Here is a 23982-nt window from a genome sequence, read left to right on the forward strand (position 1 = left end):
TTTTTTAATGATGTTTTAATTAAGATTCCTGCATTTTGTGAGAGAAACGAAGAATGATAAACTCAGCTGGACGAACTACTGCCATACCAATTTCGATAATCATTTTGCCGTCTAAAATATCCATAGCAGACATGGTTTGTCCCAGACCAATTCTTACATAAAATGCTTGTTCTGGTTTTGCCCCAGCCAAAGCTCCAGCTCTCCATTGAAGAATTAAGAAATTCTCAATCATAGCTCTTACTCTGATCCAAGTATTGGCATCGTTAGGTTCAAAAACAAACTGTTCGGTTGCTTTTTTAATAGATTCTTCTGCCATATTGAAGAAGCGGCGAACAGGCACATAACGCCATTCACTATCGTTACCGGCTAAGGTTCTTGACCCCCAAACCAAGGTTCCTTTACCGGTAAATGTTCTGATAGCGTTGATAGATTTACCTGCGACAGTATCAACATTTAAGTTGTCCTGAATGGTATTTGTTATTTTAACTGTTGGTTTTATGACATAGTTCAAACTTACATTTGCAGGAGCTTTCCATACGCCTCGGTCTCTATCGACTCTGGCATATATTCCTGCAATAGCAGAGCTTGGCGGAAGTGTTATTGGCAGATTATAGATTTCAGTAAGGATTTTGTTGAAAGTCACATTGTCGATAGTTTCTAAAGTACTTAATTTTCTTCCGTTTAATGCTCCATTGTTGACATCTTTTCCGCTAACAGATTTAATAGCATCTAATAGTGTAAGAAGGTTTGCCTTAATAGGAGAAAAAGTATTTTTAGATACCGTAATTCCCGTTTGACTAGTAAAGGGATCGTATTCTACAAGTTTTTTTAATTCTTTATCAAAACTTACAGGATCAGTTGATACAATTTTAAGCAGTTTTGCCGTTGCGTTCTCGTCCTGTATTTTTTTCTTTAACGCTTTCAGATTTTTATATACGGAATCAATTTTATCTGCAGCCGTAAAATTCGAATTAAATGTAGTCAAAGCACTTGTGATGTTATTTGCAATAACCATATCTTCATCAGATATCGTACTGATTGCAGCATTTGCTTCGTCGTTTAGCGAATTTCTCAAAAGAGACAAACTTTCTAAAGAAGTAAGCAGAACATTCAGTTTTTCTAGGAAAGCTGTTTTTTTCGCAGGGTCGCTTTCAAAGGTTACGGCTAAATTAAAACCAGTTGCGCCGCCACTGTACATTTGCAAAAATAAATCGCTTATTTGTCCAGAAATATCTCCAGGAGTAGTGGTAACGTCAACCAATTTCGCAACAGTTGCATCAATTCCTGTAGTTGCATTTTCAATTGGTTCTAGTCCCACAGCGATTTGATCATACGCTTTTGCTGTATAAGAGTAATGTTTTAGTACAATTTTACTGCTGTCAAACGCATAGTCCAAGATGGTTTCTAAGTGCGGATAATATGCTGCTCCGTATTTAATAGTGTCTTTTTCAGCACTAATTACACCTCTTAAATCATCTATATTTGGATCTGTTGGACTTGATTCATCATAACTTAAAGTGTCTATTAAGGTAAATCTATCCTGAAGATTTTGACATTGCAATAATGCGCTATTGTACAATCCGTAGAAATTAGCTTTATCTATTCCGCTTACTTTTGTCGCGTCAGGAAATAGAATTAGAGTTGGTTCGTCTACCTTTTCTAATTCTGCCAATCCTTCAGCCAATTTAGCAATGCTATTGATTGTTGTGACTGGAGCGTCTTCTTCATCTAAATCATTTCCATAACGCCCAACCGAAATAATGTAGCAAGGACCACCTCCATTTGCAAAGAACAGCTGCAAAGAATAATACATTAAAAAAGGCTGTTTTGAAGTTGGCTGATCCACAACAATAGATCTTGTATCTCCATTCTCTGTTGCAACATCATTTATGGTTACACTAATTGTTGTCTCTGGTTTTGCAAAGCCAAAAAAGCGTTCATATTCTAAAAGAGATGTTATTCTTGTCGGTTTCAATTTCAAATCTCCATTAATCTTGTTCATGGCTTTTTCAGTATAGCCAATAAAGCATGGAATCGCAGTTTCTACCTGGGCAACAGAAGGGGGAAACTTTACGATTTCCTCAACATATACTCCAGGCGTTTTGTAAGTTGTTGCCATAATTGATTTGTTTTTTAATTATTAAATAAATATTTCTGAATAGTAATCACTATCGATTTTTGTTATTGATTTTACAGACGGATTTGGATATTGACTTTCTGCCGGTTGCGAAGGATCCAAATCGTTAATAGGGTCAATCTCTACAAAACCAGATCGTGTTAATGGTTTTGCGGTCTTGGTTTTAATTTCGGTTTTTGCTTTACGGTTGATGTATCTCCAAAACGTTTTTCGGTTATCAAAATGAATTTTAAAATTCGGACTTAACATTTTATCCGAATCGTCTATAATGTTTTCTGAGCTGTTGTCACCTTTAGCGGAAAGCGAAATAATTCCAAAGACATTTTGCTGTTCTGACGGCTGCAGTGTCGAGATTAAATCGGCAGTGGTTTTTTCAGATACCAAATAGGCGTTTGAAATAAGTTTGTTGTCACTTATTTTTGGAAGATATTTAAATGAAACGGGTTCAGTCAATGGTTTTACATTACTGAAGAGATATGCTTGAGTAAGAGCAAAATCAAGATTAGTATAATTTTCAAACTGATAATCATTAATGTTAATTAAAAACGTTAGGTTCAGATTGTCAGGGACTTTAATAAATGGGTCCAATTCATCTTTTAATTTAATGTATACTCCAAAACCTGTTTTGTTTTTTTTGAATACCATTTTGTAGTTTTTGAGTACAGTGATGGTTTCTAAAGTTGGCGTTATGGCTATAAATGCATCTGCATTAAATTGCTGGAGCATTTTTTCTTTTTTATCATCAGTCATACTAGTGAAAATTTCTTCTCCGTTATTCAAAAAATAATTATGAAGAAACGTCACTTGAAACAACAATCCATATGTAGAAGAATAACTCATGACTGTTCTTTCTTTTTAGTTATACCTGTAAATTCACCAATAAGTTCTCCTTCTGCTTGTGCAATGTTGCGTTCAATTTGGATCATGCTGACTTTATATAAGGCCGACGGAAGCTGTTTTCCGCCAAGTGTTCCCCAGATATAATTTAATTCTTCAAAAGTGGGCGTGTAGAGCTCAACCGTAAATCTAAAGTTATCTACATTGCTCATGGCGCTACTGTTTCTGTTAAAGATGGTATTGGCTTGGGTAAAAAGTTTTTTCCCCTGAAAAAATTCAATAATTTTTGAAATATCCTTAAGAGAGTTGATATACTTGTCTCTATTGGCGCTAAAGAGTATAAAGAGATTTAAATTGATAATACTGTTTTTATATATAGTCTTCGTATTTTCAATAATATGATTTGGGAAGTTTTTTAAAGTAGCTTCTTCATCTAAATTGATTATCGTAAGCGCCACAGCATTTTTTAATGCATCTGTAATATCATCATTTTGAGATTCTAAAAAAGCAATATTCTCAGGTACAACAGATTTGTCCAACCCAATTTCCTCGAGATAGTTGTTTACTTGTTCTGTAATTATTTGTATTACTTCAAAAATCATCTTTTGATAAAAATTATTATAAATACTAAATGAAATTTATTGGAAGAGATAAGATTCTGGGCGAAGAATGCAATTAGAAATCAGGCTTCTAATAGTGCTTTTAAGATTCGACTAAATTAGATAAATGCATATGTACCAAAAAAGGGGAAAATCCCCCTTTTTTATTCAGTTAATATACTGGTTTTGAGTTTTTTTGTGTTTTTGATGGGGTAGAAGTGTATTGGATAAACCTTAATTTGGCATTTGCTTAAGCTCTTTGAAAAGTATTTAGAAATTACGTTTCCAAAATAAAGGTTCATTAGCAAAATCATTAAACAAGAAAAAGTGTTAAATTTTTGTTATTGGGAAATTTGGAAAAGAAAAGTCAAGATTTGTGCTACTCAATTGTGTTTCAACACTGCTAAATTTGCCATTATACAAGGAATAATCCTTTAGTAATTGAAATCTTCCCGATGAAGTTAGCTTATATTATTTTTTTACAAATTTGCTTTTTAACTATCCCAAATAGTTACAGCAACCGCATTGTAAATAGAATAAATACTCACACAGGAACTGAAGCAGTTCTTGAGGCGCTAACTACCAATAATACTGTAATTAATAAAGCACTTTCAGATTCAGATGAGTTAAAATTCGTATTATTAGAGAATACTTCTGAAACGGAGAAATCTAACAGTTCTTTGCCAGCATCTCCGCTAGATTTAAATTTCAAAAACTTAAAAGAGGACTGTTCTATTTATGTAGAAAATATAAAATTGAACAGTCAAGGATTATGGGAACGAAACATAACTCCTTTTAGAAACACGTCACGAAATATCCTATTTCACAGCTTGAAAATCCACATTTAATTATTTTTTAATTCTTATTGCTTACTGCTTAATTGGATTTAGCATATTATGTTCATGGTAAAATGTAGATTTTTACCTAGAGTGAAGAATTATGCCTAAATTTTAGTCTAGACTTATTATCTATAAGTAGGATACCACATTTTGCAGTAGATAACAGATGTATCTTATCGTAAAAAATGCACCTTCATACTTATCCATATAGATTATTCTATATTGGACAGGGCAGTTATTGCCTTATCTAATCCATGTTTATTATTTAAAGAAAACATTATTGATCTAAAACAAGAGATCAGTTGTGCGGAACTCTATATACATAACCCAAAATATTTTATTATGCATTTAACACCAAGAGAAATTGAGAAGCTAATGCTGCATACAGCTGGCGAACTTGCTCAAAAGAGAAAAGCCCGTGGCTTAAAATTAAATTATCCTGAAACCATTGCTCTTATCAGCAGTGAATTAATGGAACGCGCACGAGATGGAAAGACGGTAGCTGAATTGATGCAATATGGCGCGACACTGCTTCGCAAAGAAGATGTAATGGATGGTGTTGCAGAAATGATTCATGATATTCAGATTGAAGCAACATTTCCAGATGGCACCAAATTAGTAACTGTGCACAATCCTGTGCGATAAACTTAAAAAATACTGCGATGATTCCAGGAGAAATTATATTAAAAGATAGCACTATTATTTGTAATGATAGCCGTGAAACGTTAACCATAAAAGTTACCAATACTGGAGACAGACCAATCCAGGTAGGTTCACATTTTCACTTTTTTGAAGTGAATAGAATGATGTCATTTGACAGAGAAAAGGCATTTGGAATGCGATTAAACATTATTGCCAGTACAGCAGTAAGATTTGAACCAGGAGAAGAGAAAGAAGTTGAACTGACTGAGTTTGGCGGAAACCAACGTCTTTTTGGACACAACAATTTAGTAGATGGAGACTTATCTCCGCACAACAAAGCTGTTGCATTAGAACGTTTAAAAGAGGGCGAATTTAAAAATGTGAAATCATGAGTTTAGAAGTAACTAGAAAAAATTATACAAGTATTTTTGGCCCAACCGTAGGAGATCAAATACGTTTAGGAGATACAGATATTATTATAGAAATTGAAAAAGATTTCTGCTCTTATGGAGACGAAGCAAAATTTGGAGGAGGAAAAACCGTTAGAGACGGGATGTGTCAATCTTCAACAGCTTTGCGTGATGAAGGTGTTCTCGATTTTGTAATTACTGGTGCTACAATTATTGACCACTGGGGAATTGTAAAAGGGGATATTGGTATTAAAGATGGAAAAATTGTTGGTGTTGGTAGAGCAGGAAATCCAGATACTATGGACAATATCACTCCTGGTATGATTATCGGAGCTTCAACAGAAGTTCATGGTGGACATGGGTATATCGTTACAGCAGGAGGGATTGACACGCATATTCACTTTATCAGCCCTACACAAATAGAAACAGCTTTGTATAGTGGAGTTACTACTATGATTGGTGGTGGAACTGGGCCTGCTGACGGAACAAATGCGACAACGGTTACTCCAGGAAAACATAATATTAAAAGAATGTTACAAGCCGCAGAAGCATTTCCTGTAAATGTTGGTTTCTTCGGAAAAGGGAATGTCGCTACAGAAGCTCCAATTGAAGAACAAATTGAAGCAGGAGCATTGGGAGTAAAAATCCATGAAGATTGGGGAGCAACTCCAGCTGTAATTGATGCTTCTTTGAAAGTGGCTGACAAATATGATGTGCAAGTAGCCATTCATACTGATACACTTAATGAAGGAGGATTTCTTGAAGATACTATGAATGCTATTGCAGGACGTGTTATTCATACCTTCCATACAGAAGGAGCAGGAGGTGGCCACGCACCAGATATTATCAAGGCAGCAATGTATCCGAATGTATTGCCAGCATCTACAAATCCAACTAGACCTTATACGACAAATACTATAGATGAGCACTTAGATATGTTAATGGTTTGTCATCACTTGAGTCCAAAAATTCCAGAAGATGTGGCTTTTGCCGATTCACGTATTCGTCCTGAAACTATTGCGGCAGAAGATGTGCTTCAAGATATGGGAGTATTTAGTATCATGAGTTCTGATTCTCAAGCTATGGGACGTGTAGGAGAGGTAATTACTCGTACATGGCAAACAGCCGATAAGATGAAGAAACAGAAAGGATATTTGGCTGAAGATGCAGCAAACAAAAATGACAACTATCGCGCAAAGAGATATGTGTCTAAATATACTATCAACCCTGCAATTGCGCACGGAATTTCTAATTATGTTGGATCAATAGAAGCAGGCAAAATTGCTGACTTGGTAATTTGGAAACCTTCATTATTTGGAGTTAAGCCAGAAATTATCGTAAAAGGAGGTTTTATTGCCGCAAGCAAAATGGGGGATGCTAATGCTTCTATTCCAACACCGCAACCTATTATTATGCGTAATATGTTTGGAGCTTATGGTAAAGCTTTAACTAAAACAGTTTTCACCTTTGTTTCTCAGGCAGGTATCAATAATAATATTGCCGAAGAATATGGTTTGGAAAAGAAATTACTAGCAGTTTCAAATTGCAGAAATATTGGCAAGGCTGATATGATTCATAACAACGCAACTCCAGAAATCATGGTAAATGCTGAAAACTATACCGTGACAATCGATGGAGAAAAAATCACTTGCGAACCTGTGGATAAACTTCCATTAGCACAATTATACTATTTGTTTTAATTAATAACTGTTATTCTACTTCTTACTGCGACAATTTAGTTTGTTGCAGTAAGAATAGAATAAAAACACAAAAAAAGAATTTATGAATAGTTGGAAAATTAATTTGGGTTTAATTCTTCTCTTAGTATGTACGTCTTTAACAACGGTTCATGCACAGAAAGGATCTTTAATGCTTTATGGTTCTTTAACTTATAAAGACAATAATAATACGGGTAGCAGTTTTGGTGCAAACCCAATCGGAGTAGGATATTTTTTTAATGATCACGTTGTTGCAGGGATGAATTTTGCTTTTGATCAAGAGAAAAACGCAGCAGGAAATCTTACCGACTCTAAACACGAAATCGGTCCTTTTTACAGTGACTCTTGGAATATTGGAGATCATTTTGCCATCATCGCTCAGGCTGACGCGCATTATGTATGGGGAAATACGCTTATGAATACTCCAGGATCTTATAGCTATAACGGTTATCTGGGAAGAGTATACCCAATTGTTGCCGTACTTCTTGGTCATGGATGGGCACTAAAAGCGAAATTCTGTGAATTATCATATGAAAATACTACAGGAAATGATGCAAATAAAACAAGCAATCGAACATTTGTTGCTGGAATAAATGGATCAACATTCGGATTAGGAGTTTCAAAAAACATTTCCCTTAAAAAATCGAAATAATGATTATACAACAGATAATAGGTAATACAAAAACACATTCAATTGAAGGTCTTGAGATAGATCTTCTGGAAATAGAGTGGTTTGAAACTACCAAGAGAATTCAGCGCAAGCGAACAAATTCAGGAGTTGAAATTGCGATTAAGTTTATTCAGGAAGGACAGCGATTGAATCAAGATGATATTCTTTATCAAGATGATAAAAAAGCGATTGTTGTAAACATTAAACCTTGTGAAGCGATTGTAATGACACCTTCGTCTTTATTAGAAATGGGTACGATCTGTTATGAAATTGGAAATAAACATCTTCCGTTATTCATTCAGAATGATCAGATTATGATGCCTTTTGAAATGCCAATGTTTAGATGGCTCGAAGCGAGTGGTTACAAACCAGAAAAACAGGAGATAAAGCTCTTGCATTTGCTAAAATCAAATGTAGCGCCACATGGTCACGGAAATTCGTCTCTTTTTACAAAAATCCTAAACATGGCTTCTTCAAATGACTAATATAGAAAACACTTATTTAGGAAGCCTTCTCCATCTGGCAGATCCGACTTTGCCAATTGGAGGATACACACACTCTAACGGATTGGAGACTTACGTTCAGGATGAAGCGGTAAATTCTGTGGCTTCTGCAAAAGAGTTTGTGTCAAACATGTTAATGTATAATATTAAATACAATGATGCATCTTTCTTGAAATTAGCTTATGTAGCGGCTGCAAATAATGATTTGGAAACCATAATAAAACTAGATCAAGAATGCAGTGCTTTAAAGAGTCCACGCGAAATACGAGAGGCAAGTCAGAAACTGGGAATTCGATTAATTAAGATTTTTAGAAGACAAAAAGCTTTTGATCTTATTAACGATTATGAACAAGCAATTGCCAATAAAGAAGCAACAGCACATTATTGCATCGCTTTTGGATTGTACGCGCAGTTACTGGAAATTCCACTAGACGAAGCTTTGTTTGCATTCTATTACAATGCCGCGATCGGAATGATTACCAATTCGGTTAAACTGGTGCCTCTAGGACAATTAGATGGGCAAGATGTTTTATTCGAATTGCAACCACTGCTTAAAAAATTAGCAAAAGAAACCTTAACAATAGACAGGGAACTTGTAGGTCTTTGCAGCATGGCTTTTGATATTCGATGTATGCAGCACGAGAGACTTTATTCAAGATTGTACATGTCGTAACAAAGAGAAAAGAAGAAAGAAGAAAGAAAAACAAAAAGAAAATGGAAACTAGAAAATATGTAAAAGTAGGAGTGGCAGGACCTGTTGGATCAGGAAAAACTGCATTGTTAGAACGTTTGAGCCGAAAAATGCTAAACGATTATAATTTAGGCGTAATCACCAATGACATCTATACAAAGGAAGATGCCGAATTTATGGTAAAAAATAGTCTTTTACCAAAAGAAAAAATCATTGGAGTAGAGACTGGAGGTTGCCCTCACACAGCGATTCGCGAAGATGCGAGTATGAATTTGGAAGCAGTAGATGAATTGGTTTCGCGCTTTCCAGATATCGAATTAATTCTAATTGAAAGCGGTGGAGATAACCTTTCAGCAACCTTCTCGCCAGATTTAGCCGATGTGACAATTTTCGTAATTGACGTTGCAGAAGGAGAAAAAATCCCTCGTAAAGGCGGACCTGGTATTACAAGATCAGATTTGCTTTTGATTAATAAAATTGACTTAGCGCCTTATGTTGGAGCGAGTTTAGAGGTAATGGAAAACGATGCACGTAGAATGAGAAAAGGGGCACCGTTTGTATTTTCAAATCTTAGATCTACAGAAGGAATTGATGAAGTTATTGGCTGGATCAAGAAATATGCATTGCTAGAAGATATCGAAGAACCAAATTTAGTTCGTTAATCAAATGGTAAGTACCCTAAAAATAGAAATAGAAGAAAGGGATGGGGAATCATTTTTAAGAGATGCGTACGTGACACAGCCCTTCAGGATTATGCCTGTCGGACAGTACAAATCTGATGGAGCTTCGTATTTGATGATTATGAGTTCATCACCTGGAATTTTAAGCGGTGACGTTTACGATATTCAAGTGAATGTAAAAGAAAATGCTCGTTTGCAATTGCAGTCACAATCCTATCAGCGATTGTTTAATATGGAGGGTAGTGCTTCGCAAATCATGAATGTCACAATGGAAAAAGGAACATCTTTTTCGTATGTTCCTCACCCTGTGGTGCCTCATGAAGATTCAACATTTAAAAGTCATAATAAGATTTACATTGAAGATGACTGTGATTTGACGATTAGCGAAATTATTACCTGTGGACGTAAACATCACGGAGAAACTTTTAAATATGCTCATTTTCAAAACCTTTTAGAGGTTTATCATCACGATAGACTGGTTTTAAAAGACAATGTTCTCTTAAGACCAGATATTATGCCCTTAGCCGCGATGGGTTTGCTCGAAGGCTTTACCCATCAAGGAACTTTTGTTTATCTAAACACAAGGAATGAGGATGTGAAGGAGAATATCGAATTCTTTTTTAAAGAATTGGAAGGATTGGAAAACGTAGCATTTGGAATCAGTGAATTAGAATCAAATGGTTTTGTCATTAGAATTCTAGGAAATGGAGGAGAGCAAATGTTTGATTTCTTTAGAAAAGTGCAGGATGTGCTTTGGGAAGAAAAAGCAGTAATACAAATTTAAGCAGATTATGAATTCAAATTTAATAGCATTATCAATTACAGCGATAAGCATCAGCTTTTTTCATACGGCTTCGGGTCCCGATCATTATTTGCCATTTATTGTTTTATCCAGATCGAGAAAGTGGAGCATTTCTAAGACCATTATGCTTACAATAGTTTGCGGTTTCGGACATATTCTGAGTTCGGTAGTTTTAGGATTTATTGGAGTTTTTTTAGGATGGCAAATCAATAAAATAACATTTTTCCAAGATTTTAGAGGCAATGTTGCAAGCTGGGCACTGCTGTTATTTGGTGCAATTTATCTTGTCTATGGGCTTTGGGCTGCTTACAAAAACAAAGCGCACAAACATTTTGACGTAATGGGAGAAGATGTATTTGTGTTTTCGCATAAACATGGAGAAGTAGTTATGCCTACGAATCGAGTTAAAGTAACGCCTTTGGTTTTGTTTGCCATTTTTGTAATGGGGCCAAGCGAACCGCTAATTCCTTTATTGTTCTATTCAGGTTTGAAACGTTCTGTTGGCGAAATTTCTACAATCATTGGTGTTTTTACATTAAGCACTGTTTTGACTATGCTTGGTATGGTGCTTTTAGGGGTATATGGATATTCTTTTTTCAAAACAGAAAAACTCGAGCGTTATACCCCAGCAATTAGTGGAGCAGTAGTTTTAGCATGTGGCGTCGGGATGGTTTTTTTAGGCTGGTAATTCAAATAATTTTTATTTCTAGAAGTAATAACACAAATGAAAAAAATAAAATCAATAGTAGAAACAGTGCTTAAAGGCATTGGACAAATCATGCTTCAAGAAAGTGCTTGGACAGGATTATTATTTTTAATTGCGATATCTTATGATTCTATCCTGATGGGAGTTGCAGCTTTGCTGAGTTCTATAATCGGTACTGCGACAGCAAAAATTTGCAATTTCAGTGACGAAAATATAAAAGCAGGTTTATACGGATTTAATGCAACGTTAGTCGGAGTAGGATTAGTTTTCTTCTTTGAAACCAGTCTGTTAATATGGTTTTTACTTGTTTTAGGATCTGTACTAAGCACATTGCTAATGGAATTTTCTATTCGTAAAAAGATTCCCTTTTTCACCTTTCCTTTTATTGTCATCACGGTAATTGCTGTTTTGAGTATTCAGCACTTTGGATTAGCGGTTGCAAGAATTCCTGCAGTTAATGTAGAGATGAAGGAACTTGAAGATTTTGCAGTAGCAGCACATGCTTATAGTGAAGTGATTTTTCAAGGAACTATTGCCGCAGGTTTGCTGTTTTTTATTGGGGTTTTTCTCAACAACCCTACAGCAGCTTTATACGGATTTCTAGCGGCGGTAATTGCAGCGGCGATTGCACATTTTGATCAAGATTCTGTAAAATTAATAGAAGATGGAATGTTTAGTTTCAACGCTGTTTTATGCGGAATTGCATGCAGCGGAACAAAACCAAGAGATGGATTATATGTATTGCTTTCAGTAGTAATAGCAACATACTTTGACATTTTTATGATGCATAACGGATGGATTACACTTACGTTTCCATTTGTTTTATCGATGTGGGTAATTGTTTTCCTTAAAAAAATAGTAGGCCGTTTTGAAAGTAAAACGGTAATTGTAGAAGAAAATTAATAATAATGAGAAACAAACTTTTTACAGCAATTGTAATAGTATTGTTAGCGGTGCAGAATGGATTTGCTCAAGAAGTAAATAAGCCAGAAGCAAAAAAAATAGAAGTAAACAAATCAGAAGCAGATACAGTGCATCTGAGCAAAATAGTAATTAGTAATATCGACTTCAGAAAACAAATAATGAAAGTCGATTTAAAAATGTCACCTGTAAATTCTGCACAGGATCTATTACGAAAAGTTCCAGGATTATTTATTGCCCAGCATGCCGGAGGCGGTAAAGCAGAACAAATATTTTTGCGAGGTTTTGATAATGATCATGGAACCGATATCAGCGTTATGGCTGACGGAATGCCAGTAAACATAGTCTCACATGCACATGGACAGGGATATGCCGATTTGCATTTTCTGATTCCAGAAACAATCAAAGATATCGATTTTGGTAAAGGATCTTATTATGCAGATAAAGGAGATTTTAATACTTCAGGCTACGTCAATTTTAGCACTTTTGACAGATTGGACAATAATCTTTTCAAAATTGAAGGAGGTTCGTTTAATACGATGCGAGCGGTTACAATGCTTAATCTTTTAGATAAAAACAACAAGGATAAGAGTTTTTATGTTGCTGGAGAATTCAATTATACAGACGGACCGTTTGATGTCAAACAGGATTTTACACGCGTTAATTTTTTGGCGAAGTACAGCCAGTGGATTGATGAAAAACAATACATCTCTATTTTAGGATCTACTTTTACTTCAAACTGGAATGCTTCGGGACAGATTCCAGAAAGAGCAGTAGAAGAAGGAATTATAAGCAGGTGGGGATCTATAGATCCAACTGAAGGCGGAAGGACTTCGAGAACAAACCTTGCTATAAATTATAAATACTTAGCCAATGAGAATGAAGAGTTTTCAAGCAATTTATTCTATTCTAAATATAATTTTAATCTGTTTTCAAATTTTACTTTTTTTCTAAATGATCCTGTTTACGGAGACGAGATTCAGCAAACTGATAATCGTTCTATTTATGGACTTGAAAATAAGTATGTCCGAAGATTTGCATTTGAAAATAGCAACATGACTTGGACATCAGGAGCGGGATTTCGTTTTGATGATATCAAGGACTTACAATTAAATCATGTCTATCAGCGTGATTTATTGTTAGATAGATTATCTGATGGATCTGCTACAGAAGTCAATGTTCATGGTTATACTTCACTTGATTATAGAGTAGGGAAATGGCTCATCAATCCATCGGTAAGGTTAGACTATTTTACGTTTAGTCTTCATGATCGACTTGCTAGTTTACCTGCTGCAAAAGAGGCTTCGGCGGCTAGAATAAGTCCAAAATTGAATATTTCGTATACACAGAACCAAAATGTGCAATGGTATATTAAGTCTGGTTTTGGATTTCATTCCAACGACGTAAGAGTTGTTGTAGCGCAAGATGGAAAAGACATTCTTCCGTACTCTTTTGGAAGTGATCTTGGAGTTATTCTTCGTCCAACTGCCAATATGATTATTCAGCCGGCGATCTGGCACATGTATTTGCAACAGGAATTTGTATATGTTGGAGACGAAGCAGTGGTAGAGCCGTCAGGAAAAACACGTCGTTTGGGTTTTGATTTGAGTTTGAGATATCAGCCTATTTCTTGGCTTTATTTAGACGGAGACCTTAATTATGCCCATGCCCGTTTTATTGATGAGCCAAAAGGAGAAGATTATATTCCGTTAGTACCAACTCTTACCAGTACTGGAGGCGTGGCAGTAAAACTTCCATCAGGGTTTTCTGCAAATTTAAGATACCGCTATATGGATTCTAGACCTGCCATAGAAGATAATTCGGTAAGAACACGAGGCTATTTCGTTAATGATCTTGTCTTGGCTTATGGAAAAAGAAAGTGGGAAGTAAACATGCAGTTTCAAAACATATTTAATACCAAATGGAATGAAGCGCAATTTGAAACAGAAACCAGACTTAGAGACGAAGCTAGTTCAGTATCAGAATTATGTTTTACTCCCGGAACTCCTTTCGCTGTAAAAGCCGGAATAAGCTACAAATTTTAAACTTTAGAAAATATGAAAAACGTGTCTGCAAAAAGCAAATTGCTATTGGCAGTGGTCATTTTTGTGGTCACATTTAGTAAAACATACGCACAGTTAAGTCCACCAGGCTTAGGAGAAGGAAAAAACGCAGCTTGGTTTGCCTTTGGCATCAGACAGTCTTTAGATTCACTTAAACAGAAAGAATCGACAACTTATATAGGTTATGGATTAAAGAGTAGTCCAGATGAGAACAATCCATTTTCTAAAATGGCTATTCTGGTAATAAACGAGGAAATTTCCAATCGATACAGCAAGAATTGGGAATACTCGTATGCGTTAAGTTATAGACGATCCAATAATTATGACTCTGAAGCGCCTTATGAAGAATTGAATCCTGCAATTGAACAGGAATTTAGATTATACGGACGCTATTCTTATATCACAGAAGGCAACGGACTGAAATGGAAAAATACAATAAGACAGGAATTTAGAAAATTTTTCAATCCTGATTTTAGTAATACCGAAGAAAATTTTCAGTTACGTACTCGCCTCAAAACACAACTAAGCCTAGATTTAGGAAGCACTAAAACACATCATATTATAGGCGGAGCCGAAGTTCTTTTTGCAATAAGCAAAGAAAATGAGCCCGAGAAGGAATGGTCAAAATTTGATTATAAAGAAAGCCGACTCACACTTTACTACTCACTTACTCCACATGAAATTCCATTTATTTTCGATGTAGGTTATATGTATAACCTTATTGGTAAAGGATTTGATATTTCAGACGTGAATTATTTAGCCGTAGATATAATTTGGAAAAATCCTTTCGGAGCATAATAAACCACTAGAAAAACTTAGTGCTTAAAACATTTTGTGAAATTATTTTAAACACATAGAAACATAGTTTTTGTAAAGTTAAAAAAGGTGTTTCACTAATTTCAAGGCGCATAGAGCTATGTGTTAAAGCTTGCTTTTTCTGTGAACTTAAAAGAAGGAGTAAAAAGCTATGTGTCTATGTGTTAAAATTAAATCTTATTCAATATCACTCAACTCATTAGTCCATAAAAAAAGTAATAATTAAAACAGAAAAACAAACAAATTATGAGCGAAATTAAAAAGAACTCGAGAAACTCAGAAAATGCGCCAAAAAGCCCATTTTCAACGCAAACAGTAGCGTTTTCTCATTACAACAATTTTTCAGCACAATTGCCTATCGATCCTAAAACTGGAGAGATTGTTAGTGGCGATATTAAAGAACAGGCAAAACAATGTTTGACAAATATCCAAGCAATTGTAGAAAGCATCGGTCATGTTATGGATGATGCTGTAAAACTAACTATTTTCTTAAAGAATATTTCTGATATAGAAGCAGTAGACGAAGTATACAAAACATTCTTCAAAAGCAATCTTCCAACTCGTACAACGGTTGCCGTAGATGCTTTGCCATTAGAAGGAGCTTTAATTCAGATAGATACTCTTATCTCAAACGGCGAGGGAACAACTCCGCAAAAAGCTTTGGAATTAGTTAAAGTAACTAGAAATACAGAAAACGCACCAAAGAGCATACACGCCCATAACGTAGCTTTTTCGCACTATAGTAATATTTCAGCTCAATTGCCTATTGATCCACAATCTGGTAAAATTGTTGAGGGTGGTGTAAAAGAGCAAGCAGAACAATGTTTAGAAAATATTAAAGCTATTTTAGAAAGCATTGGACATGTTATGAACGATGTGGTTAAAACTACAATTTTTCTTAAGAACATTTCAGATGCTGAAGTTGTAAACGAAGTTTTAGCAAAATTCTTCCCAAACTATGTTCCGGCTAGAACAATTGTTAGTGCTTCTGCTTTGCCAATGGGTGCTTTGGTGCAGATTGATACTGCAGTCTCACATGGTGACGGAACACCTCCCCAACTTCCAGAAGATGCACGTTTTCTAGTAATTGAAGCAAATAGCACAGAAAATGCACCAAAAGTTCCATATTCACACACAGTTGCTTATTCACATTACAATCATATTTCGGGTCAATTGCCTTTGGTTTCAGAAAACAATCAAATAGTGAGCGGTGGAATTAAAGAGCAAGCTGTACAATGTTTAAACAATATCAAAGCAATTGTAGAAAGCATTGATCACAAAATGGATGACATTGTTAAAATAAACATTCAGCTTAAAAATGTGGCTGATATTACTGCTGTAAACGAAATCTATACTTCATTTTTCAATGGAGATTTGCCAGCAAGAACGGTAATTGGAGTTTCAGAAATTCCTTTGAATGCTTTAATCCAAATTGATGCTGTAGTTTCTAACAGCGAAGGCACGCCAGCTTAATTAAAAATTGTATTTTTTAAGTAGAGTCTTTTTTAGACAAAAAACGCTTATAACAGGATTTTTAAACATCCTGTTTAAGCGTTTTCGTTTTTTTGAAAGAATTGTAAATTTTAATGTTTTAAAAATTGTGATCGATATTCAGAAGGTGACTCTCCTGTCACTTTTTTAAACATGCGAGAAAAATACGAAGGAGATTGAAAATGCAATTCAAATGCTATTTCTGCTATTTCTTTCGAATTATCTTGCAAAAGAATTTGGCTGTGTTGAATTGTAATTTCGTTTATCCATTGTTTTGGTGCCTTTCCTGTGGTTTCTTTAACACATTTGTTCAAATAATTATCTGATATTTTTAGTACATTAGAATAAAAATCAATGTTTTTATGCTCAATGTGATTTTTTTGCACCAATTCTCTAAACTGAAAAGAGATAAAACTTGCACGGCTGAGTGATTTGTTCGTAGTGTTTTCTGTTCGTATAATTTTTAATAATGCAGATTGAAGAAGTGATGTAGTGATTGCATTAATATGTTCAGCTTGGTTTAATTCTTCTTCCAGCAATTCAAATAAACGAATAAGCCAGTTAATTTTATTAGGGTTTAAAATAGAGAAAGGCGAAGTGTAAAAGAAGTTTAAGTCTCCTGTTGTTAATGAAATTTCAGTAATGACCTCATTCTCATAGATAACAAAAAAGCCTTCAACATCATCTGAAAGTTCTAATGTTGCCGTAAAATTTCCTTGTTTAATACTAAGCGCTTGATTAGCATTGATTTCAAAAACAGATGTTTCCAACTGCTGTTTTACGTATCCTTTGGTAACAAAAATCAGAAAGTTAAAAGTGGTTTGATAAGGGTTAACAGGAATTACGATTTTCTTTAAATATTTTTCAATTCGATACAATTGTACATTCGAATTATTAAATAGATTGTGAGTAGATATATCTGGAAGAAAGAACTTCTTGTACTCATAATTACTAATTAATTTAGGGTTGTTTTTCATTGAAACCTAATTTTGTGCTATTAGCTGCAGATGCAAATGCGTGGGTCATAATATGGGATTATAATTAGTCTTAAAATCAGATATGCAGCTAAAAAATGAAGCACTAATTTAAGCTATTTTCTGCTAGCTGGAATTCTAATTATAATAAAATTATAGATAATATAGAGACGTTTTTTGTGTAAAGCCAATAAAGTCTTAAAAGTGATAAAAGAGCAAATCATAATTAGTAGTCTAGGAAGGAATTTATACTTTTATTGTTTTTTTATAAATTTCGCTGTTTATTTAATGCCTTTTAGCTGATTTCTTTATGTAAAAAGCTTCACAAGAAATTCACTTTTTTATTATGGATAAATCTGAAAGAAACCATTCTGTATCGGTGATCGGTATACAGGAATTTAGAGATGACCAATTCGCAGGCAATGTAGAGATTTTATTTAATGATCTACATGGAGCAAGAATTATTGAAAAACCTCATTCACATGATTTCTTTACTATCAGTTTATTCGAAAAGGCAAATGGAGTTCATTCTATCGATTCTATAGATTATCCTATTAGTGATTATCAGGTTCATGTATTATTTCCAGGACAGATGCACAAATGGGACATAAAGGAAGGAACAGTAGGTTATCAGCTTATGATTGAACGAACTTTTTTTGAAAGATTCGCGCCATATTTTAGATTTTCTTTTACCAATTACCAGAATCATCCCGTTATACAATTATCTCAAACTGCTTTTGAACTGTTACATTATGAATTTGATGCAATCAAAAATGAGCTGAAACGCTCAAATTTCCTGACCTATCTGATTAATGCGCGTGCAGCAGTTATAGCATCCATTATTAGTAGAGAAGCAGAATATGCTTTTACTGAATTTAAAGTGTATCAGTCCAATTCTCGATTAGCGGCTTTCAATATGCTCATAGATGAATTCTTCAAGCAGGAGAAATCTGTAGCATTTTATGCTGCCAAGCTAAATATTTCTGCTAATTACTTGAATGTCCTCTGTAAAAAGCATCTTAAAATATCTGCTACACAACTTATACAGCAGCGTGTAGAAACAGAAGCTAAAAGATTACTGGAAAGTGCCGATTTATCCATAAAACAAATTGCTTTTGAGCTGGGTTTTGTAGACCATGCTTACTTCTCTAATTTTTTTAAAAGCCATACAGGAATATCACCAACTGAATTTCGTAAAAAAAGATAAATTCTTCAAGTTGCCGTAGGAATCATGCAAGTTTTCTGGTTTGCAAATCTGTACATTTGAAAAACGCTATCTTGTTTTTTTGTTAAAATAAAGAAAGCCCCTAATTAAATAAAAATGAATATGGAGAAGCGAGGTATTTCACGTAAAGATTTTCTAAAGAGTTCTGGATTAGGTTTGGCAGGTATTGCCTTTATGCCATCAATACTACAAGGGCAAAATAGTCATTTGCAGAAAGATCAAACAACAGCATTGGGAAATTCTTATGTTTTGAAAAATGTTCGTCTGGAAACTGGTTTTGAATTTGAAGGAGAAGAAGTTGTGGGAACTAAAACAGGGCTTTTTTCTGTAGAAATTCAGAATGGTAAAATAAAGAAAATTAGCTCTAACGTAACTGGTAAGGAAGCAATAGATGCTAAAGGAATGCTAATGTTGCCGTCTTTTAGAGACATGCACATTCATTTGGACAAAACGCTGTATGCTGAAAAATGGCGTGCAGTACGTCGTTCTGGAGGAATAAAGGGAATGATTGCACTGGAGCAGAAAACATTGCCTGATATGCTGAAAAACTCTACATATAAGGCTGAAAAACTTATAGAATTATTGCAGTCGCACGGAACAGGATTTGCCCGCAGCCATGTCAATATTGAGCCAACATCTAAACTGGATTCACTTAAAAATCTTCAAATTGCACTGGCAAACAAAAAGAATAGTTTTGGAGCGGAGCTGGTAGCTTTTCCGCAACACGGTTTGTACTATACAGACTCACTTCCTTATATGAAGGAAGCTGCAAAAATGGATATTGATTTTATAGGAGGCTTAGATCCTACAAATGTGGATGGTTCAATTCAAAAAACAATGGATACCACGATTCAGCTTGCTCTGGACAACAATAAAGGAATTGACATCCACTTGCATGAATCAGGAAAATCCGGTCTTGATACTATAGAATACTTAATTAATAAAGTGAATGAAAACCCTGTTCTAAAAGGAAAAACCTTTGTCAGCCATGCCTTTGCTCTTGCTACTTTAGATAAAGTCAAACAGGAAGCAATTGCAGAACAGTTGGCTGCTGCACAAGTGGGGATTATTTCTACAATACCTTTTGGCGGGGCGATTATGCCGATTCCAACATTATTAAAACACGGAGTAAATGTTATGACAGGAAATGATAGTATTGTAGATTATTGGAGCACTATGGGAACCGGAAGCGTATTGCAGAAAGCCAATCTAGCGGCGCAATTATACGGACAGGTTTCTGAATTCGGATTGTCTAGAATGCTCAAGTTGGCAACAGCAGGATCTATTCCGTTAGATGACAAAGGTGTGCAGCAATGGCCAAAAGAAGGTGATGATGCCGATCTGATACTTGTCGATGCCAGCTGTTCTGCAGAAGCAGTTTCTCGCATATCGCCAATAAAATCTCTGATTTACAAAGGGAATATCGTTTTCTAATTTATCTGTTTATGAAAAAAACTATAATTGTTTTATTAATACTAATAATGCCTATTGGTTCTTGTCAGCCGGTTTGGGCCTTTAAAAAAAATGAAATTATGCAAAAAGATATTCTGCAGCTAGTACATCAGAATGATATTTCTGGGGTTGCGAAAGCTTTAGAAAATGGAGCAAATGTAAATGCTGTTGATAATAATAAGCGCTCTCTGTTGCTAATTGCAACAATGGGTAAGCAGACAGAAATGGCAAAGATATTAGTAAAACATAAGGCAGATGTGAATCAGCAGGCAGAAAACAGGGACAGCCCATTTTTGTATGCAGGTGCAAGCGGACAGACAGAACTGGTACGCTTATTTTTGAACAATGGTGCACGCTTCGATATCTTCAATCGCTACAACGGTTCGGCACTTATACCCGCATGCGAACGTGGTCATGTAGAAACGGTTAGATTACTTGCCAATACTAAGAACTTTCCGATCGATCATGTTAATCGTTTAGGTTGGACTGCTTTAATGGAGGCTATCGTGCTGGGAGACGGAAGCTTAAAATACCAGCAGATTGTTCAGATTCTAAAAGATGCAGGATCAAGAATGGATATACCTGACCATGATGGAGTAACTCCGCTACAGCATGCGCAGGCAAAAGGATTTAAAGAAATTGTGACTATCATAAAGTGATAAGAATACGTCGCAAGCCAAGTCCAGTGCTATCTCTAACTACTCCATAAACTATTCTGTTTTGTGCAAAGGATAATTGCGAAAATAGAATTAGGATAAAAAAAGTTTCTTTTTTTTCATATATAGATATTTATTCAACATTCATTGAAGTTTTTTAGTTTTAACGAATTTCATCAACTGTCCAATGAAAAAGAGGCTGTAATAATGGCATTTTTTTCCAAGGGAGTGATTTAGAATAAATGTTTATGCCTAATTCTGGAGAATAAATGGTTAATGTTTTTAAATTTTCAAGGTACTTGTAATTCGACTTTATTTTTTCACCATTGTAATTAGTTAGTATGAATTGATTTTTGGTTTCATTAATTTCTAAATAAAAATCTTCCATAGTATCATCTGTATATTGAAAAATAATATAATTATCTCGATGTATGAAAATGCGTTTTATTTCCAAATTTACAGAATTTTGCTTCGCTTCATTCTTTTCCACTTTCATAACTTCATATGCACCATGAAGCGGATTTTGAATAGTATTATCGTTCTTGAAATTTTGGTTTTGAATGTATGGAAAAAGAGATTCCGTAAAAATAAAAAAGACAATTAATGTTTTTATAATGATTCTCGCAGATTTTGAAGTGATTATATCCGAGCCTTTAAAATGTGATAAGTTCATTGATTGGTTTGATGTAAAAAAAAGAATTATTTTTTTCAAATTCGGGACAAGCAATAAAAAACAAATCAGGAGTAAGAACATTGAATACAACTTTACTGAAATGTCGAAACCAAAATTGATAAAAACGACATTCATTAAGACCCCCAAAAGAATAAAAAGACCAAGAATTCTGGTTTTATTATAAAACAGCATCAAGGCTGGAATAACTTCCATTAAACCCATGAAAATATTGTAACTGTAAGAAGTTCCCATTGTGCTCCAAAACAAAATGTCTTTATCAAGCATTCCTAATGGAGTATAAAGTATATTAGGTTCTGGAAAATAAAACTGGACTTTAAAGATTTTGTCAAAACCATATTTGAGCATTACACAGCCCAAATAATAGGTTAAAACGATTTGGAATACCTTATTAATTTGATTTTTATGGATTCTCCAAAAATTAAAAAGTGAAAATACTATTGTAAAAGTTGACGACAGAAATAATAAAACAAAAAATAGACCATAAAGTGTCGTTGAATCTGACGTAATTTCAGGATTTGAAATAGTAATATTTTCCATTTTTGTAACCGTATTGACTATCAAATTCTGAAATAAAAGTTTGGTTGTTACAGATTGGATATTAAGATACTGGAAAGAAAAGGGAATAAATACAATTCCTAAAAAAGAGAACAATACCAATGTTTGGTAAATGAAATTTTCAATTCTTTTCATTAAAAAGGTTTTTTAAAACCTATAAAAACTACACTTCCAATAGGATTCACAAAATAGATTGGGTACCTGTATGCAGGGGCAAGTTTTATATAGTCCACGGAGTTATTTTTGTTAAATAAACTATCACTTATTACTGTAGTTTTATATCTAAAGTTTGAGTTACCTAAATTTTTATAATTATCTAAGTTTTTATAATTACGTCTTTGTTGTTCTGTATACTCATCAATTGATACCCTCATTTTTAATATGGAACGAGACTTGTCTATAGCAATAACAGTGTCTAAAATTACAATGTGATGTGTAGGTAATCCAAAGTTAGAATTTCTAATATCAAACAAATTTTTCTTGTACGCTTTTGAAAATGTACTTTTAGAACCACTATGGCTTTTGTGCGCTATTACCTTTGTTTGTGCGAAGGATATTGAAGTGATAAAAAATAAGATGAACAAGATTGTTTTTCCCATGATATAAATTTTGGTTTTATAGCTTTGATTTTATTTATTGTAAAAAACGGTAGTTAAAAGTATAAAAATAAAAAATGACTTTTTAAAAATGTCATATTCACGAGAATTAAATATGTGTCTTTTAATTATAGATGTCGATTTGGTTTAAAAGGTTGGGAAGAAATTAAATTTTCAATAATTTAAATTTGACTTTTTTCTGTATAAAAGATAATTGTGAAAATGGAATTAGGATAATGTATATCCTTAGCAGGATTTCGAACCATCGTTCAGCTTCGATTAAATATCTGATAGCGCCACTTTAAGACTGTTTATTTCAAACAGACTAAGAATTTCTTGTAAAAAAATCGAACCACAAATATTATGCTGTGAAGGCTTGAAAAATCTACACATTAGAGCATAAAAAAAGAGACAACTATTAACTACTTGTCTCTTTTAGTGACCTTACTGAACAATTTACAAACCATTTTATGAACGATTTAAAGAAATTGGCCTATTTTTCTCTTAATTTGTAAGATAATTATTTCGAATTTTAATTCTAAAACGGTTTGCATGTACAGTAAGGGTTAAACGTTAAAAATTGATTTATTTCTTTTGTAAACATTACTGTTTTTGTTTTTTCATTTTAAATTAATAAAAATCGGGTTTATTTCCATACACGCCTGGTTTGTTAAGACCTACACTAGCGTTTACATCTTTTTCAGGATTTTCAATTATATCAGAAATATATCTGGCAACCGCTTTTCTCGCAACTTCAGTACCAAGAAAAGGTTCTCCTTTTTGTGTAGTCTCAAATTCGATTTCATCTTTATTGGTTAGCCATGAAGGACGGATAATTGTATAATTGACTTCACTCGATTCGATTATATCTGCTGCATTTCTGTATCTGACCAATTCAGAGCCAATCATTCGATTGTTCCATTTCCCAAATTCACCAGGAATTTCATTGTAGATGCCAAGTGAAGTCACAAAAATGAGTCTGGATACACTGTTATGCTGCATAGCTGAAATAATTTTCGCAGCCATTTTATCTACTTCTCCCGACAGGTTTGCATATACTATATCTTGGCCTTTGAGCACATTATTAAGCTGTTCATCATTCATGACATCACCTGTAACAATACTTATCTTGTTATCAAGGAAATTTTCTAATTGGCCTTTATCTCTTGCAAAAAGCGTAAGATTTAATTTGTTATCATTTTTCAGGAACTTTATAACATGCTGAGCAATAGCTCCACCGGCACCTAGTATTAAAATATTTTTTGTTTCCATAAGACGTTTTTAAGAAGCAAAGCCGAAAAAGTT

24 protein-coding genes are annotated in these 23982 nt (G+C 34.3%); 17 read left to right on the plus strand and 7 right to left on the minus strand.

All coding sequences use genetic code 11. From position 1 onward, the window contains the following. Positions 1-19: 19 nt before the first annotated feature. From PQ463_RS04890 to PQ463_RS04900, 3 genes are read right to left on the minus strand one after another with little or no spacing between them, the layout of a single operon-like run. Complete coding sequence (locus PQ463_RS04890; protein WP_274256591.1) at positions 20-2119, minus strand: phage tail sheath C-terminal domain-containing protein; 2100 nt, start codon at positions 2117-2119, stop codon at positions 20-22. Positions 2120-2140: 21 nt separating this feature from the next. After that, positions 2141-2977 (minus strand): hypothetical protein, encoded by an 837-nt coding sequence (locus tag PQ463_RS04895; protein ID WP_274256592.1) that lies wholly within the window; start codon positions 2975-2977, stop codon positions 2141-2143. Continuing rightward, positions 2974-3576, minus strand: a complete 603-nt coding sequence (locus PQ463_RS04900; RefSeq protein ID WP_111378150.1) for a Pvc16 family protein — start codon at positions 3574-3576, stop codon at positions 2974-2976. The genes PQ463_RS04895 and PQ463_RS04900 overlap by 4 nt, the downstream gene beginning before the upstream one ends. Before the next feature lie 452 nt (positions 3577-4028). On the opposite strand from PQ463_RS04900, the gene PQ463_RS04905 reads away from it, so the two are divergent. From PQ463_RS04905 to PQ463_RS04970, 14 genes are all read left to right on the plus strand, one after another. Beyond that, positions 4029-4421 (plus strand): hypothetical protein, encoded by a 393-nt coding sequence (locus PQ463_RS04905; protein ID WP_274256593.1) that lies wholly within the window; start codon positions 4029-4031, stop codon positions 4419-4421. Between the two features lie 333 nt (positions 4422-4754). Beyond that, entirely contained in the window at positions 4755-5057 is a 303-nt protein-coding gene (gene ureA / locus PQ463_RS04910; RefSeq protein ID WP_198857246.1) for an urease subunit gamma, read from the plus strand. A gap of 17 nt (positions 5058-5074) precedes the next feature. Further along, positions 5075-5446, plus strand: coding sequence for an urease subunit beta (gene ureB, locus PQ463_RS04915; RefSeq protein ID WP_274256594.1), 372 nt, complete (start codon positions 5075-5077; stop codon positions 5444-5446). Next, positions 5443-7164 (plus strand): urease subunit alpha, encoded by a 1722-nt coding sequence (ureC, locus tag PQ463_RS04920; RefSeq protein WP_274256595.1) that lies wholly within the window; start codon positions 5443-5445, stop codon positions 7162-7164. Before ureB ends, ureC begins: the two co-directional genes overlap by 4 nt. An 82-nt stretch (positions 7165-7246) precedes the next feature. Next, the gene (locus tag PQ463_RS04925) at positions 7247-7834 is read left to right on the plus strand and encodes a hypothetical protein (RefSeq protein ID WP_274256596.1); all 588 of its coding nucleotides are present in this window, start codon (positions 7247-7249) and stop codon (positions 7832-7834) included. Continuing rightward, a complete protein-coding gene (ureE, locus tag PQ463_RS04930; protein ID WP_274256597.1) occupies positions 7834-8337 on the plus strand; it encodes an urease accessory protein UreE in 504 nt (167 codons plus the stop codon). Before PQ463_RS04925 ends, ureE begins: the two co-directional genes overlap by 1 nt. Position 8338: 1 nt before the next feature. Beyond that, positions 8339-9028: an urease accessory protein UreF gene (locus PQ463_RS04935; protein ID WP_274257927.1), complete on the plus strand. Its 690-nt coding sequence runs from the start codon at positions 8339-8341 to the stop codon at positions 9026-9028. A gap of 41 nt (positions 9029-9069) precedes the next feature. Then, on the plus strand, positions 9070-9708 hold the full coding sequence (gene ureG, locus PQ463_RS04940; RefSeq protein ID WP_144213159.1) for an urease accessory protein UreG: 639 nt from the start codon (positions 9070-9072) through the stop codon (positions 9706-9708). A gap of 4 nt (positions 9709-9712) precedes the next feature. Continuing rightward, complete coding sequence (locus PQ463_RS04945) at positions 9713-10510, plus strand: urease accessory protein UreD (protein WP_274256598.1); 798 nt, start codon at positions 9713-9715, stop codon at positions 10508-10510. Between the two features lie 7 nt (positions 10511-10517). Further along, a complete protein-coding gene (locus tag PQ463_RS04950; RefSeq protein ID WP_274256599.1) occupies positions 10518-11216 on the plus strand; it encodes a hypothetical protein in 699 nt (232 codons plus the stop codon). Positions 11217-11252: 36 nt separating this feature from the next. After that, positions 11253-12137 (plus strand): urea transporter, encoded by an 885-nt coding sequence (locus PQ463_RS04955; protein WP_274256600.1) that lies wholly within the window; start codon positions 11253-11255, stop codon positions 12135-12137. 5 nt (positions 12138-12142) lie between these two features. Next, positions 12143-14200: a TonB-dependent receptor gene (locus PQ463_RS04960; RefSeq protein ID WP_274256601.1), complete on the plus strand. Its 2058-nt coding sequence runs from the start codon at positions 12143-12145 to the stop codon at positions 14198-14200. Positions 14201-14212: 12 nt separating this feature from the next. Continuing rightward, entirely contained in the window at positions 14213-15016 is an 804-nt protein-coding gene (locus PQ463_RS04965; protein ID WP_274256602.1) for a DUF2490 domain-containing protein, read from the plus strand. 264 nt (positions 15017-15280) lie between these two features. After that, positions 15281-16507 carry a RidA family protein gene (locus PQ463_RS04970; protein WP_274256603.1) on the plus strand — a complete coding sequence of 409 codons (1227 nt, stop codon included), beginning with the start codon at positions 15281-15283 and terminating at the stop codon, positions 16505-16507. A 110-nt stretch (positions 16508-16617) separates the two neighbouring features. On the opposite strand, the gene PQ463_RS04975 is transcribed toward PQ463_RS04970, so the two are convergent. Next, positions 16618-17502, minus strand: coding sequence for a helix-turn-helix domain-containing protein (locus tag PQ463_RS04975; RefSeq protein ID WP_274256604.1), 885 nt, complete (start codon positions 17500-17502; stop codon positions 16618-16620). Positions 17503-17845: 343 nt separating this feature from the next. On the opposite strand from PQ463_RS04975, the gene PQ463_RS04980 reads away from it, so the two are divergent. The 3 genes from PQ463_RS04980 to PQ463_RS04990 all read left to right on the plus strand — a co-directional run bounded on the left by PQ463_RS04980 (position 17846) and on the right by PQ463_RS04990 (position 20835). Then, on the plus strand, positions 17846-18706 hold the full coding sequence (locus PQ463_RS04980) for a helix-turn-helix domain-containing protein (RefSeq protein ID WP_274256605.1): 861 nt from the start codon (positions 17846-17848) through the stop codon (positions 18704-18706). A gap of 120 nt (positions 18707-18826) precedes the next feature. Continuing rightward, on the plus strand, positions 18827-20158 hold the full coding sequence (locus PQ463_RS04985) for an amidohydrolase (RefSeq protein ID WP_274256606.1): 1332 nt from the start codon (positions 18827-18829) through the stop codon (positions 20156-20158). 11 nt (positions 20159-20169) lie between these two features. Beyond that, positions 20170-20835, plus strand: a complete 666-nt coding sequence (locus tag PQ463_RS04990) for an ankyrin repeat domain-containing protein (protein WP_274256607.1) — start codon at positions 20170-20172, stop codon at positions 20833-20835. 160 nt (positions 20836-20995) lie between these two features. On the opposite strand, the gene PQ463_RS04995 is transcribed toward PQ463_RS04990, so the two are convergent. From PQ463_RS04995 to PQ463_RS05005, 3 genes are all read right to left on the minus strand, one after another. After that, the gene (locus PQ463_RS04995) at positions 20996-22216 is read right to left on the minus strand and encodes a hypothetical protein (RefSeq protein ID WP_274256608.1); all 1221 of its coding nucleotides are present in this window, start codon (positions 22214-22216) and stop codon (positions 20996-20998) included. Continuing rightward, positions 22216-22680 carry a hypothetical protein gene (locus PQ463_RS05000; protein ID WP_274256609.1) on the minus strand — a complete coding sequence of 155 codons (465 nt, stop codon included), beginning with the start codon at positions 22678-22680 and terminating at the stop codon, positions 22216-22218. The genes PQ463_RS04995 and PQ463_RS05000 overlap by 1 nt, the downstream gene beginning before the upstream one ends. A 627-nt stretch (positions 22681-23307) precedes the next feature. Further along, the gene (locus tag PQ463_RS05005; protein ID WP_274256610.1) at positions 23308-23949 is read right to left on the minus strand and encodes an NAD(P)H-binding protein; all 642 of its coding nucleotides are present in this window, start codon (positions 23947-23949) and stop codon (positions 23308-23310) included. Positions 23950-23982: the final 33 nt, after the last annotated feature.

The organism is Flavobacterium sp. KACC 22763 (genome assembly GCF_028736155.1).
GTDB lineage: Bacteria > Bacteroidota > Bacteroidia > Flavobacteriales > Flavobacteriaceae > Flavobacterium.

Excerpts from the sequence above, each read along its gene's own strand:
- PQ463_RS04980 (WP_274256605.1), top strand. The coding sequence starts at position 17,846 with ATGGATAAATCTGAAAGAAACCATTCTGTATCGGTGATCGGTATACAG.
- PQ463_RS05005 (WP_274256610.1), bottom strand. The coding sequence starts at position 23,949 with ATGGAAACAAAAAATATTTTAATACTAGGTGCCGGTGGAGCTATTGCT.
- PQ463_RS04950 (WP_274256599.1), top strand. The coding sequence starts at position 10,518 with ATGAATTCAAATTTAATAGCATTATCAATTACAGCGATAAGCATCAGC.
- PQ463_RS04960 (WP_274256601.1), top strand. The coding sequence starts at position 12,143 with ATGAGAAACAAACTTTTTACAGCAATTGTAATAGTATTGTTAGCGGTG.
- PQ463_RS04945 (WP_274256598.1), top strand. The coding sequence starts at position 9,713 with ATGGTAAGTACCCTAAAAATAGAAATAGAAGAAAGGGATGGGGAATCA.
- ureG (WP_144213159.1), top strand. The coding sequence starts at position 9,070 with ATGGAAACTAGAAAATATGTAAAAGTAGGAGTGGCAGGACCTGTTGGA.
- PQ463_RS04900 (WP_111378150.1), bottom strand. The coding sequence starts at position 3,576 with ATGATTTTTGAAGTAATACAAATAATTACAGAACAAGTAAACAACTAT.
- PQ463_RS04995 (WP_274256608.1), bottom strand. The coding sequence starts at position 22,216 with ATGAAAAGAATTGAAAATTTCATTTACCAAACATTGGTATTGTTCTCT.
- ureC (WP_274256595.1), top strand. The coding sequence starts at position 5,443 with ATGAGTTTAGAAGTAACTAGAAAAAATTATACAAGTATTTTTGGCCCA.
- PQ463_RS04970 (WP_274256603.1), top strand. The coding sequence starts at position 15,281 with ATGAGCGAAATTAAAAAGAACTCGAGAAACTCAGAAAATGCGCCAAAA.
- PQ463_RS04905 (WP_274256593.1), top strand. The coding sequence starts at position 4,029 with ATGAAGTTAGCTTATATTATTTTTTTACAAATTTGCTTTTTAACTATC.
- PQ463_RS04895 (WP_274256592.1), bottom strand. The coding sequence starts at position 2,977 with ATGAGTTATTCTTCTACATATGGATTGTTGTTTCAAGTGACGTTTCTT.
- PQ463_RS04975 (WP_274256604.1), bottom strand. The coding sequence starts at position 17,502 with ATGAAAAACAACCCTAAATTAATTAGTAATTATGAGTACAAGAAGTTC.
- PQ463_RS05000 (WP_274256609.1), bottom strand. The coding sequence starts at position 22,680 with ATGGGAAAAACAATCTTGTTCATCTTATTTTTTATCACTTCAATATCC.
- PQ463_RS04955 (WP_274256600.1), top strand. The coding sequence starts at position 11,253 with ATGAAAAAAATAAAATCAATAGTAGAAACAGTGCTTAAAGGCATTGGA.
- PQ463_RS04965 (WP_274256602.1), top strand. The coding sequence starts at position 14,213 with ATGAAAAACGTGTCTGCAAAAAGCAAATTGCTATTGGCAGTGGTCATT.
- ureB (WP_274256594.1), top strand. The coding sequence starts at position 5,075 with ATGATTCCAGGAGAAATTATATTAAAAGATAGCACTATTATTTGTAAT.
- ureA (WP_198857246.1), top strand. The coding sequence starts at position 4,755 with ATGCATTTAACACCAAGAGAAATTGAGAAGCTAATGCTGCATACAGCT.
- PQ463_RS04890 (WP_274256591.1), bottom strand. The coding sequence starts at position 2,119 with ATGGCAACAACTTACAAAACGCCTGGAGTATATGTTGAGGAAATCGTA.
- PQ463_RS04925 (WP_274256596.1), top strand. The coding sequence starts at position 7,247 with ATGAATAGTTGGAAAATTAATTTGGGTTTAATTCTTCTCTTAGTATGT.
- PQ463_RS04990 (WP_274256607.1), top strand. The coding sequence starts at position 20,170 with ATGAAAAAAACTATAATTGTTTTATTAATACTAATAATGCCTATTGGT.
- PQ463_RS04985 (WP_274256606.1), top strand. The coding sequence starts at position 18,827 with ATGGAGAAGCGAGGTATTTCACGTAAAGATTTTCTAAAGAGTTCTGGA.
- ureE (WP_274256597.1), top strand. The coding sequence starts at position 7,834 with ATGATTATACAACAGATAATAGGTAATACAAAAACACATTCAATTGAA.